This is a genomic window from Psychrobacillus sp. AK 1817 (genome assembly GCF_008807035.1).
In the GTDB taxonomy this organism is placed as follows: Bacteria; Bacillota; Bacilli; order Bacillales_A; family Planococcaceae; genus Psychrobacillus; species Psychrobacillus faecigallinarum.
On sequence record NZ_CP031739.1, the window covers coordinates 2,074,224 to 2,087,270 of the forward strand.

At 36.0% G+C, this 13,047-nt stretch carries 11 protein-coding genes; 7 read left to right on the plus strand and 4 right to left on the minus strand.

Annotation, left to right across the window (positions count from 1 at the left end):
* Positions 1–82 precede the first annotated feature (82 nt).
* Positions 83–967, minus strand: coding sequence for a DUF4349 domain-containing protein (locus tag D0S48_RS10290; protein WP_151111535.1), 885 nt, complete (start codon positions 965–967; stop codon positions 83–85).
* 276 nt (positions 968–1,243) lie between these two features.
* On the opposite strand from D0S48_RS10290, the gene hutH reads away from it, so the two are divergent.
* The 6 genes from hutH (at position 1,244) to D0S48_RS10315 (ending at position 5,400) form a co-directional block, all read left to right on the plus strand.
* Positions 1,244–2,755: a histidine ammonia-lyase gene (gene hutH / locus D0S48_RS10295; protein ID WP_151111536.1), complete on the plus strand. Its 1,512-nt coding sequence runs from the start codon at positions 1,244–1,246 to the stop codon at positions 2,753–2,755.
* A gap of 224 nt (positions 2,756–2,979) precedes the next feature.
* Positions 2,980–3,315 carry a L,D-transpeptidase gene (locus D0S48_RS10300; RefSeq protein WP_144538506.1) on the plus strand — a complete coding sequence of 112 codons (336 nt, stop codon included), beginning with the start codon at positions 2,980–2,982 and terminating at the stop codon, positions 3,313–3,315.
* 480 nt (positions 3,316–3,795) lie between these two features.
* Positions 3,796–3,954: a hypothetical protein gene (locus D0S48_RS20630; RefSeq protein WP_154311746.1), complete on the plus strand. Its 159-nt coding sequence runs from the start codon at positions 3,796–3,798 to the stop codon at positions 3,952–3,954.
* Positions 3,955–4,439: 485 nt separating this feature from the next.
* Positions 4,440–4,568: a sporulation histidine kinase inhibitor Sda gene (locus tag D0S48_RS10305; RefSeq protein WP_144538505.1), complete on the plus strand. Its 129-nt coding sequence runs from the start codon at positions 4,440–4,442 to the stop codon at positions 4,566–4,568.
* Positions 4,569–4,675: 107 nt separating this feature from the next.
* Complete coding sequence (locus D0S48_RS10310; RefSeq protein WP_144538504.1) at positions 4,676–5,122, plus strand: hypothetical protein; 447 nt, start codon at positions 4,676–4,678, stop codon at positions 5,120–5,122.
* A complete protein-coding gene (locus D0S48_RS10315) occupies positions 5,110–5,400 on the plus strand; it encodes a DUF2653 family protein (protein ID WP_144538503.1) in 291 nt (96 codons plus the stop codon). The genes D0S48_RS10310 and D0S48_RS10315 overlap by 13 nt, the downstream gene beginning before the upstream one ends.
* A gap of 117 nt (positions 5,401–5,517) precedes the next feature.
* On the opposite strand, the gene D0S48_RS10320 is transcribed toward D0S48_RS10315, so the two are convergent.
* A complete protein-coding gene (locus D0S48_RS10320; protein ID WP_144538502.1) occupies positions 5,518–5,715 on the minus strand; it encodes an alpha/beta-type small acid-soluble spore protein in 198 nt (65 codons plus the stop codon).
* Between the two features lie 797 nt (positions 5,716–6,512).
* Here D0S48_RS10320 and D0S48_RS10325 point away from each other — a divergent pair.
* Positions 6,513–6,815 carry a YunC family protein gene (locus tag D0S48_RS10325; protein ID WP_144538501.1) on the plus strand — a complete coding sequence of 101 codons (303 nt, stop codon included), beginning with the start codon at positions 6,513–6,515 and terminating at the stop codon, positions 6,813–6,815.
* A gap of 208 nt (positions 6,816–7,023) precedes the next feature.
* Here D0S48_RS10325 and D0S48_RS10330 read toward each other — a convergent pair whose 3' ends face one another.
* Both D0S48_RS10330 and D0S48_RS10335 read right to left on the minus strand, forming a co-directional pair.
* The gene (locus D0S48_RS10330) at positions 7,024–11,427 is read right to left on the minus strand and encodes a S8 family peptidase (protein WP_151113786.1); all 4,404 of its coding nucleotides are present in this window, start codon (positions 11,425–11,427) and stop codon (positions 7,024–7,026) included.
* Between the two features lie 789 nt (positions 11,428–12,216).
* Positions 12,217–12,981, minus strand: coding sequence for a YqjF family protein (locus D0S48_RS10335; RefSeq protein ID WP_151111537.1), 765 nt, complete (start codon positions 12,979–12,981; stop codon positions 12,217–12,219).
* Positions 12,982–13,047 lie beyond the last annotated feature (66 nt).

The window sequence follows — 13,047 nt, forward strand, 5'->3', positions numbered from 1 at the left end:
AATATCCACTAAATTTTATCATTTCAATTTACATAAAAAACAAAAAATATAAAGAATAGATTTTTAGAATGATATTGCTAAGTCATTTCTTTCTTCTTTTAAATAACGAGTACGAGATAAATGCAAGCACACCTAAAATAATTAACACCGGCAAATTACCAAGTAGTAAAACAAGAATACTGGAACCTATGGATAAAAGAAAATTAATACTTGTAACAAATTGCTTCTTTATCTTCTCCCATGTATTTAAGTCATCATTTTCAATGCTTGGAACCACTATTTTATTTTCATACAAGGTCATTTCAATCGTTGATAACGAAGTTTGGTTTTCTAGAAACTTCATTTTCCCTACTATTATTTCTATTTCTTCCTGTACCTTCGCTAAATCATCTGAAATTTTAAGTAAATCCTCGGTTTTTTCTGCCTTTTCCATAAACACGAGTAAACGAGCTTCCACTGCTCTTTTTGATTTTAGTCTTGATTCTAAATCAACATATTGCTCAGTTACATCCTCTCCAGTAACATTATGCTCTAGTACCTTGGTTACTTCGGATTCTGCTTCTACTAAAAAAGTTTCAAAATGCTCCTCTGGAACTCGGACAACCATTTTACCATAACTGTTAGACTCACTCTCTTGATATACGGTTGATTCTACAATGTATCCATTATACTTTTTTACTTTTTGCGTGATTTTTTCTTGGGCAACCGAAAGCTCTTTAACATTTGCACTTATGGCTGCATTATGAATAATCATTCTTTGTGTTTTTGTTTCCTTGGAACTCTCTGTCTCTTTGCTTTGATCTGTTAAGCTCTCTTCTTTTGCTTCTTCACTTATATTCGCTACTTCATTGGAATAATCGGCTGAATCTGTTTCAAGCATATCACTTTTAGCAGATTCTTCGTTTGCACTACAACCTACCAATAAAAAGACGAATAGGAAGCTAACAAGTTTAATCCACTTTACCATTTCCAAATATCCCCTTTCTTTGTATAAATAGACGGATATAGTTTCATTTAGTTACAGTCATTTGTTTTAGCACACTAACAGGATATTTTATTAGCAGATGAGAAATTTTTACTTTTATAGTAAAAACACTTAATTTATTTAAATATTTCGATAGAATAAAGAAGAGAATTTTTTTGTTGAGATAAAGCAGTTGAAAACATCAGCGCTGAAATTACCCTACTCTTAGCAAAAGAATTATTTAATATAAATTACACAATGACGTGAGGACTGTGAAAAATGATTCATTTAAAAGGATATGGCCTAAAATTAGAACAAATGAGAGCTATTTTATATAAAAATGAAAAAATAGCTTTAAACACGGAAGCTGTTAACCGCGTACTTAATAGTAGAAAAGTTGTAGAAGATATTGTTAGTAGTAAGCAAACTGTCTATGGAATTAATACAGGATTTGGAAAATTTAGTGATGTGAGTATAAATGAAGAAGATGTTCATGCACTCCAGCTACACCTTATCCGATCACATGCCTGTGGAATCGGTGCTCCTTTTGATGAGTTGGTTTCTAGAGCAATGGTTGTACTTCGCTTGAATGCGTTATTGAAGGGGTTTTCAGGCATTCGTTTAGAGGTTTTGGAAAGACTAGCATATATGGCTAATCATAGCATTCATCCAGTAATTCCATCTCAAGGCTCACTTGGAGCATCAGGAGATCTAGCTCCATTATCTCATCTAGCTCTTGTTCTAGTCGGTGAAGGACTAGTTTGGGAGAATAACAAACATATCCCTTCAGCAGAGATATGGAAAAGACATGGCTTAGATCCAATAGTTCTAGAGGCAAAGGAAGGTCTAGCTCTCATAAATGGAACCCAAGCGATGACTGCGCAAGGCGTGATTAACTGGCTAGAGTCTGAAACTCTCGCTTACCAAAGTGAGTGGATTGCTGCTATTACTATGGAGGCTTTGCATGGAATAACAGATGCCTTTCATCCCGCAATCCATGAAGCAAGAGGTTATATAGAACAAGTAGAAGTGGCTAAGCGAATGCTCCAATGGTTGGAGGGAAGCAAACTCGTCACTAAGCAAGGGGAGGAACGAGTGCAGGATGCTTATTCGTTAAGATGTATCCCCCAAATCCACGGAGCTACATGGCAGGTTCTTTCCTATGTGAAGGAAAAGTTAGAGATTGAAATGAATGCGGCTACAGATAATCCGTTAATTGTTGAAGACGGACGTTCTGTTATTTCGGGAGGAAATTTTCATGGGCAACCCATCGCGTTTGCTATGGACTTTTTAAAAGTGGGTATGGCAGAGCTCGCAAATGTTTCGGAGCGTCGTATTGAACGATTAGTAAATCCACAGTTAAACAATGGGCTTCCTCCCTTTTTAAGTCCTGAGCCTGGCCTACAATCTGGAGTCATGATTATACAATATGCAGCCGCAAGTCTTGTTTCAGAAAACAAAACACTTGCCCACCCTGCTTCTGTCGATTCCATTCCATCTTCAGCAAACCAAGAGGATCATGTAAGCATGGGAACAATAGGTGCAAGACACGCTTTTCAAATTATCCAAAATACTCGTCATGTTATTGCTATCGAGGCTATTTGTGCTATTCAAGGTACTGAATATCGCGGGAAGGATCTTATGTCTCCAAGACTACTGAAGAAGTGGCAAGAACTCCGTTCATTCATCCCATCTATAAAAGAAGATCGCGTCTTTAGTAATGACATAAAACTTATGCAAGCATATTTAAAAGAAGAAACTATAAAAAGCAAAGTGCTTAATCATAGTTAAAATAATCTCTTGTATAGAATTGTGAAAAGGCATCCTCTACAGTGTTCCTTCTAGTCGCTAGTAGAAAAGCCTTTTCACTTTATTCAATCCTCTTGAACCATATTCGATTTATGGAATAACTCGCCCCCCTTAGACAGGGACCATGCATTCATCCTTCTCTTCTTTAAACGTTTCCTAGCCATTCACATATAATAAGATGAATAACATTTTAGGAGAGTGGTTCTTTGACACTTTGGATTGATGTGTCTGTTAGCAAGCGTCAGCTAAAGCTTTATGATGCAAGCAAATTACTTAAAACATACCCCATTGCAGTTGGAAAAATTTTAACTCCTACCCCTACAGGCAACTATATAATTATTAATAAAGAAATTGACCCTGGAGGTCCTTATGGAGCGTTGTGGATGGGTCTCTCAAAGCCCCATTATGGCATTCATGGAACTAACGACCCTAGCTCCATTGGTAAAGAGGTTTCGTTAGGTTGTATAAGGATGTACAACGATGATGTTATAGAACTTTCTTCTATGGTCCCTATTCAAACAAATGTATACATTCATAAATGAAAATTTCCAAGTAACTCGCTATATGTTACTAATTACAGACGAAGTGTAAGCCGTATATTAATAAAATTATATCTTCCAATTCACTATGCTAATTAAGTTCCCCTGTACAAATGATCCTACACTTTCCACTTCGTCCAATTTCTAAATATATTTTGTAAGTTTCTTCCCTACTTTTGACTTTCAACCCTTTTACCCTATTCCAATTCGTTTTAGCGATTCATATTAGCATATGACTTCTTGTTCCTACTGTTCCTTCTTATTTGTTCCTCTATGATTGTCTACATATCTTTGTTAAATTAACTTTTTCAGTTGTAATGCTTCCTAAATTTTTTTGATAAACCATAGATCACATCACTGTATGTATTTTGTACCTATTACTCCTTTTTAAGTTTACCTCTTGAAAAGAGAGGTAAGTAAATAAGAAAACTCATTTTAGGGATGACGTTTGTTAATTAAGAAAAAATTTCGGAGGTAATATATATGTTTGCTAAAAATAAACGCGCTAAAATCGGCGCTTTTTCATTGATTTCATTAGGCCTGCTTGGTGCATGTGACAATGATTCAACCAATAAAAACGATGAAGGTCCTGAAGATATCAACGTAGAGGAACAAAATATGGAACAAGAAGTGGATAAATAAAAGGTAGAGATAACAGACGAAGAGATAATGGATATGGATAAAGAATATTTTTTAAAAAATTCAATTAATTGGTTTAAGTTTATTCTTTATGGGTATTTAATAAAAGGAAATATTTTGTTTATCCACAGGATTAAATGAATAAAAAGAACAAAAAGTTATTGAATATACTTGAAAAATATTTAAAACATATAATATGTTTCATTTTTTTCAATTAGAAGTAAAAAAAATGTTTTTACATTAAAATGTTTCGACAAAATCCGCCTTTTTTTCTTACTGTGGATAAAATTACACACAGAACTCACACTAGAAGAGTAAGCATTTGAAATTCTTATAAACAGTTTATACACAACTTATCCATACATTACTGTGGATAAAAAGAACGATTGTTCTATCTGAGATTATTTGGTAAAGTATCTATTATAATAATTATTTAATAAGAAGAACTTTTCTCATATATTACTATTTAACTAACAGGAGGAAAAAACATGAGTAAAATGTCAGATGATTTATTATTAGAATCATATTTTACTGCTAAGGAACTAGAACTTTGCCCCGACTTTTTAGCTCTATTAGAAAGCGAAATTCAACGTCGCTCACTCAAGGTTGATTTATAGTTTTTATCTAAAAGTGAAACTTTCTTTCCATTCCTTCGTATATAGTATAAGGTAATACAGTAGACCCATACTATATCAGCTATTACTATTCAACGGAGGTTAATACATTGAAAAAATTGCTCGTCGCTTTACTTACCATCACACTTGTCTTTTCATCTGTCGGTAGCTTCGTCTTCCAAGATGATATTACTGCTGAAGCAAAAAAGTATAAATCCGGAAAAAAAGGATTTAACTCAAATAACAACTCTAATAACACTAATTCAAATATTCAAAAGGATAAAAAAGATGATACAACAGCAACAAACAAAACTACTAACAACACTACTCCTAAAGGAGGATTTTCTGCAGGGGGACTAATGAAGGGTCTTTTTGTTGGTGGTTTAGCTGGATTACTTTTTGGTAGTCTATTTGCTAATATGGGTATCCTAGGATCTGTATTAGGCTTCTTAATAAATGCAGTGGCAATCATTGTTATTATTGTGCTTGCACTTAAAATCTTCAACATGTTTAAAGACAAGAAGAAAAAAGAGGATCCACACACATGGAGAAACTAGTTATACCAGAACAAAATATTATTAATGCTATTTGCGTCCATTTTGGTCGTAAATTTAATACTACTCCTGAAGAGGTTGAAGTAGAACTAATCTTTGATGATGAGGTTGGTTTTTCCGCAGAAGCTTATATAAATAATCAGCAACATAACTTAAGCACATTAGACATTATCGAATCTCTTCGCCAAACAATGAGAGAATTTTTAAATCTAGATCCTATTACTACAGGAATCGAGCTTGTTTTTGATGAAGAAGAGGGAATTATCGCTATAGTAAGCTAAGAAAAAACCGAAGAATCTTTCTTCGGTTTTTTTCTTGGCTTATTTTTCCTAGCACTTATGTTTTTCATTGCACATTAAAAACCGATGGCTAAAATAGCCATCGGCCGTAAAGTTTAATTATTTTTGTGATCCGTTCATTTGTCCTTGAGCTTGAGCTACTAAACGCTTAGTAATTTCTCCGCCAACGGAACCGTTAGCACGCGCTGTAGATTCTCCTCCAAGTTGCACACCGAATTCTTGAGCGATTTCATATTTCATTTGATCAAGAGCTTGTTTAACACCTGGTACAAGTAGTTTATTGTTGTTGTTTGACATTTTTCTCACCTCCTTGTGAGATTAGATTGTGCCATTTGACTTTATTTATACCAACGAAAATAAGAGGAAATTATTGTTATTTTATAAACCACCGAAACAGAAATTTTTTCTTTTTTAAAGAACAGCTTTAATCAAGCATTATTTATTTATTTTTGGTTAAGCTTTTTATAGAAGTCAATCAATTTAATAATTCCTGTTTTTATGAAAAAGTACGAACTATCAAGATAGGAACAATGATATACAGATGCTTTTTTAAGAATATAATAATTGATTTCCACTCTAGACGGAGGCTTTCCGTGGGGTGATCGATAAGCCATCACCGTCGCATACACTCCTGTTGTGATGGTTTTTCTGCCTCACTCATCCCTCCGGAGTCGCCGCCTGGCGCTACTATCAACAAGTATGAAATGTACGTATTTAACTGGTAAAGTGCTATTAAAGTAATTAAATTATTCAATCTGATTTAAGAATGATTTTTATTTAAACGCACTAATTCGCAAGCTACTTATCTGTTTCTAAACTATTTTTAATTCACTCTTAGTACACTTTATATTCTTACATCATGAATTTCCTGCTCCGCCCATAAATCCCCACTATCAGGTAGAAGTTAAAGAAAACAATAGTTTTTAAAGGTTTTTGTAGCTAAAATAACAAAGCATTACCTTTTTAACTTTCCCCTACTATAAGAAGTATATGAGGTGTAAAAGCATATTTAGCAAACTTATTTAGTAATAATGCACGCTTTGTCACCCTATTTCATAACTTGTAGGGAAACGTTAAAAGGAGTGGGTATTAACATGATTAAAGTACAACCAATAGAAATAGAGGGCAATACTTTTATAGCTGTTTCAGTTGAACTTCCTAAAACTAACTTACTTACCGTGTCCAATGATAAAGGTTATATTATGTGTGGGGCACTAGACATAGGATTGCTCAATGAAAAATTGAAGGATCGTCAAATTATTGCAGGTCGCGCAGTTGGAGTTAAAACAATTGACCAGCTTTTAAACGCTCCATTAGAATCAGTTACATTAGAAGCAATAGAAATGGGAATCACTACTGGAATGGTAGGAAAAGACGCATTATTAAGAATGGTCTAGATAGGAAAATGACTTCGAGTAATTAGTAGGACCGGCAAAATGAATCACTTTTTCTTTCAAATAAAAATTGAACAGAATTTATCACTTCCATACCCTAAGGAAGTCGACGCCTTTTTATAAATTTCATTCATTTTTTGGTGTATCACCGATAATAGAAAAAGTGTCAGCAAGGAAATTCCTTACTGACACTCTTTTAAATTTTGCCGAATTAGTTTGTTAATAAGTTATCAATTTCTTCTTTCTTATCTTCGTTTCCTTTTGCTGGCTCCTCTACATCAGCAGGTTTTTCCACTGACGGCTGTGAAGTCGGTGCATCTACGTTAACATACAGTTTACCTGCTGCTTTTTGACGTGTTTCATTCGCAAAGCCATCAACTGTAATAACCTCAATTACCGCTCCATTAGCTACAGTATCAGCTGGTACTGTCCAATAACCTACATAATGTCCATTTCCAGTTTCCATCATTGGAAGTTCTGTAGCATTTTGTACATTACCCACATTTGTAAGCGGCATATGAATAACAAATGTAGATTTTAATCCTGGTTCACTGTCAAATTCAATTTTAACACTACGACCAGTTTTAAGGTTTAAATCAGTCGCTGGTTTCAGATTAGAAATCTCTGGAGCTATGGAGTCAGCAGTAACTTTAATTGTTTTTGTTTCTATGTTTCCTGCTCTGTCCTTCGCTTCTACAGTGATTTCATTTAATCCTTCCTCTAAAAGGACACGTTTAGAGAACTTACCGTTAGTTACTGTTGCAGGTTGTCCATTTACATGAACATACTCTAAATTAGCATCTGCAATTGTACCTTCAACAGTAACACTCTCACGATTTGTTTTCTCGCCATCAACTGGTTTAGTAATAGCTAGTTCAGGCTTTTGAGTGTCTAAAATAACAGTTACAGGAGCAGACTCTCCAGTTTCACGATCATCCAAATTAGAGACAACTGTAAATTCATTTTCACCTTCTGTTAATACTGCATCAATAGCAAATTTACCGTCAGTTCCAACTTCTGTAGATTCTACTACTTCACCATTTTGCTTCAACTCGATTGTTGTAGTTGGTGATGCAGATCCCTCTATTGTAATTTCTTCTTCATTAGTCACTAATCCTTCTTGAGGAGAAGTGATAACTGGGCCAACTACCTCGTAGCTTACACGAGCTCGTATCATGTAGTTACCCTCTGCGGTAGGTGAAGGCGACCATGCACCAGAAACTCCTTGATAGCTTCTGCCAGCATTTGTACCATTTTCATCTGTTCCTAAGCCTGGAGAATTTGGATTTGCAGTCGTTTGACGATAAACCATATAGAAATCTCCAGTTACTACGATGTTGTGTTCTGTTAGGTCAACAACAGTCCATTCACCATTTCGAAGTGCTGTCGCGTCTACAGGACCAGCTAGCATTTTACCTGGTGTACCATCAGCTCCACTTGCATCCCAAACTTCCACTGCAAATGCAGTTCCACCCGGTACAGGCCATTCAGTAGTCCAGAATTTAAACACACCATCTGTTACAATTCCACTTTCTTTTCCTTCAGGAAGTGACATTTTTACAGCCCATGCATTTCCAGCTGCATTAAATGCTCTAGCATTTTCTGCTGTTCCGTCATCATAACCAATTTCCCCACCTGGGTAAGTGTAGAAAGGCTCTAATGCGATATCTTTTGTAATTGGTTCACCGTCAATACTTACTGGAAGTTCTTGACCATGATATCCACGAGCGATAACTTTAAGAGTGTAGTCTCCTACATAAGCAGTGATAGAGTAGTTACCATTCTCATCCGTTACTACAGGAGTAATATTAGCATCCTCTACAAGCAATATAGTTGCTCCAGCGATTCCTTCGCCTGTAGCAGAATCTGTAATAGTACCACTAACAGTATTTTGCTCTACTTCGTCTAAAGTGAAGTTAGCTGTTGCAGTTCCATCTGCTTCAATCACAACTGATTTTTGCTCAGATGTGAAACCGTAAGCTTCAGCTTTCGCCGTAAATGTTCCAGCTCCATGAGTCATTGAGTAAGAACCATTTGCCGGATCTGTATATACAGAGCGACCCGATTCAAGAACACTTACTTGAGCACCCAGAGGTAGCAATGTTGGTACAGCTACATCTTCGACTATTGGTGGAGCATCTTTTACTTCAGGTAGGACTGGTTTGATCTTTTTAGGATCTACTGGTTCTTTTTTAACATCAATATCTTTTTGACTTTCTCCTTTATTTCCTGCATTTCCTGCATTACCTTTGTTTCCAGCATTGCCTTTTGATACTTTACCTGTTTGAGATACATCAGTTAAAGCGACATCATCAATGTACCAACCGTCTCTTTGTACACTTCCATCTGAAAATGCATTAAATCCGATATAGATACGTTGACCAGCATATGCAGATAAATCAACTTCCGCATCTTCCCAAGCAGTGGAAATTCCCGTAACCATTAATAATTGTTCCCAGTTTACTTGGTCAGTAGAAACAAATACATGGCCATAATCCCAAGCTCTTCCAGAAGATGCTTGTTCAAAGTTATGCCAATGCTTGAACTGAAGATAAGAGTTTCCTTCAGGTAAATCGATTGGCGGTGCTACAAGCGTGGCATTCATACTGTTTGCATAAAGACCATCTAGATTAGTAGCATATACTTTTTCACCAGATGCAGCATTTCCAGGGCCAGATGTTGGTACTCCCCATTCCCAGCTATCTTGGTTTCCAAAAGAATACCATCCAGTTGGTTGTGATTCAAAATTTTCTGAGTAACCAACAGTAATCCCTGGTTTTACTTGTACAGTATATTCATCACTAGTTACTTCGTTATTTCCAAAATCAGTTACAGTCCAAGTATATTTGAAGGCAGTACCTGTGATTAAATCTCCAGGAATCACTACTGAGTATACTCCAGACTTATAGTCTCCAGATGTGCGACCAGCTTCAATTTCTTGCCATGCACCATTAGCATCTTGGTAATTTAAAACTACAGAAGAAACACTAATATTATCTGTAACATTAGCAGTTAATGTTAAACTCATTCCTTCATAAGTTTCAGTAGGAGCAGAATGTTCAAGTACTGGCGCTTCGTTGTCATCGCCTTCTTGAGTTACTTGTCCTTTTAAAGTTCCAAGACCTGTAAGGATCGAGGAAACAGCTGCTTCAGCATCAACTAATCCATAGCCATAGCCATGGTTTGGAACTGCCGTATATTGGGTATCAGTTAATGGAATAGCTGTATTTAATAAAATTTCTTCCATTTCATCTACAGTCAGGTTTGCATTAACTTGTTTAAGCAATGCAGCTACACCAGATACCGCTGGTCCTGACATAGATGTTCCATTCCAACCACCTTCATAGCCACCACCTGGAATGGATGAACGAATGTTCACACCAGGTGCAGAGATATCAGGTTTAATCTCTGCGTATGGAGATGGACCACGAAGAGAGAAATTTGCAACTTTATTATTAATGTCGATTGCTCCAGTAGCAAAAGACTCAGGATAGTTAGCAGGTGCTGCTACAGAGCCTGCTCCTCCTGGATTTGTAAGAGTAGTATTACCCGCAGAAAACTCAGGGAAAATTTCTGCAGCACGCCAGTTATTTACAACGTCTCGATACCACTCGTCAAGTCCTGGTCCGCCGCCCCAAGAGTTATTTACCACATCCGGAGCTAAATCTACACGTGTATTTCCATTAGCATCAGTTGGGGCTAAAATCCATTGTGCTGCTTCTAAAAGGTCCGCGTCAGACCCACCAGATGAGGTAAACGCTTTAACAGCAATGTATTTAGCACCTGGGGCAACCCCAATTTGGTTTGAGCCATTTGGTTCGCTACCTACCATTGTTCCAGTTACATGCGTACCATGTTCCAAGTCATCATACGGTGTAGCACGAGCTGCTGAGGTTGCATCAAACCAGTTAAAGTCATGGGACACTTGTCCAGTAGCTTTGTTATAGCCACGGTACTTTTCTTTTAGAGCTGGATGATCCCATTGAACTCCAGTATCAATACTCGCAACAACAGTACCTGCTCCATCAATACCCATTTCCCAAACCTCTGGAGCCTTGACCCGTTCAATACTCCACTCTACATTTGCAATTTCTGCCTTAGGGATTACCGCATTTTCTGTTTTAGTGGTAAATAACTGTCGGGTTTCATTAGGAAGTATTTTCTCTACCTCAGGAAAAGTAGCTATTTTTTCGGCAATTTCTTTCGTTGTTGTTACCGACATACCATTAACGATGTAATAGGATTCTAAGTCACTAGCGTTTCCTTTTTCAACTTCCTTCTCAAGAAAATCCATCACAGTTTCTTGAGATTCCATAGAAGTAGACTTTAACTCTGAAACAACCGCTGAGCGCTGAACAAGCTTCGTATTATGAGCGGAAAGGTTTTTACCTTCGGCATTTTCCCTAGCCTCCGCTGCCACTCCTGCCGTATCAGCCTTTTCTTTAAATTTAATCAAAAAGGTTACTTTTTCATCCTGTTTAAAGCTTTCTAGCAATCTACTACTCAGTTTGTCCTGAACAGATATATTACTAGGACTCGACTCTCTCATAGATTGGTGCAGTTTGCTATTAGCCTCTGCACTAGCCACGTTTGGAGCGATCAGTGAAAATGTCATAAGTATAGATGCTGCGATACTAACGGCTTTAGTACGTTTAGTTCGACTATTTTTTCTACTACTCAACTTCCATTCCTCCTCTGATTTTTACTTCATGTCTTTCCCTGCCCGAATAAGTGTCTATACTTTTCTAAAAACACAAAAACACCCTTTCCCCCCTTCCTAATTAATTTAGGCAGAATTCCATGGTGTCTACGAAAGCTCTTGATGTAATTAAAACTATAAAGCAGTAAATATAAATATATTGTCGAAATTTGACACGAATTAGTACATTTTTTCTAATTTGATTGATTAAGACTACTTACAACTTAATTTAATTAGGTATAAAGAACTTTTTTATTTCTTTGAATTTTCAATGCAGGCTGTACTAATCCTTTGATATGTAAGAATTACCCTTTTATTGAAAATTTACATAAAATCTCTATTAACTAAAAAATAATTAAATACTACTATATTATTCTAAATATTTAAAATATTTTAAGCGGTAATTTTACTTAAAGGAAAAAAGAACTACTTAACTGTTCAAAGGAAACCCTTTTAGAATATAGCTTTACAGTTTCATAAAAAAGTACAACGATTATTAAGCACTATTTATTAAGAAGTTCTAAATACCTGTAACTCTTAAGATGTTTTATTATAGCTACCATTTCAACAGGATTCTCCATTCCATAATTTTAAGAAGAGCATCTATCTTTCAGAAAATCTGACAAATAATATTTCTCTTAGAAAAATCAAAAAGCGTTAAATACAAGGAATCTCCCTTGAATCTAACGCACTTCTAATATTATTCTACCTTTCAAACGGATTTACTAACGGCCACATACGTACCTTCTTCTTTTTAGAGAAATGTAAAATAGGTTTATCGGACTCGACTGGAATACCTTGAGATGAAAGCATTGTGTTTAAGCTAATATTTGCTTCTGCTTTCTGAAGTAACCAGGGCTGATGCAGAATATCACAGCGACGTAATTCTCCCCTCTTATTGACTGTATATAAGCAATAGCGTTCAGCCATCCATTTTTCAAATGAACTCGCTGGAGCATTATAAGGATCTGAAATTGGTCTGTAGCTACAATTTAATGCCGCTCCACAATTATCTAATCTGTTACTTTTATACTTAATAAAAGGATGATTGTAATCCACTTTCATCTCTGAAGTTACATAAGGTAGATGGTATAACGTCCTTGCCCCTCCTACCACAAGAATATTGCTAGCATCCATACTTAAGAAGTAAACACCAGGTTTTTCATCAATAGTTACATAAGTTCTCACATTAATTTCAGGAAAGTTCGCCATTCCTGGTAAAGGTGGGACACCTCTCACTCTACTCCCGGTAATACGAAAAGCTACAATACCCACCCAACCTGTTCCATTATAAGTATCTAATGTTAATTTATCAGGTATTAAGCTTTGAAGGACTTTTAAATCTACTGGATAATGAGCAAACAAAAGATTATTCCAAGTTTGTGTTATTATCCAAGGTATATCGGGCAAAGGCCAAAGACGATGACTTTCATCCCATTGAGCTGATTTATCGCTCAAGAAATTTCCCATGTCTTCTATCCTCTTTTCTTTTTAATTAATATATACCCAATATATAAATGGTTATACAAATTCCCA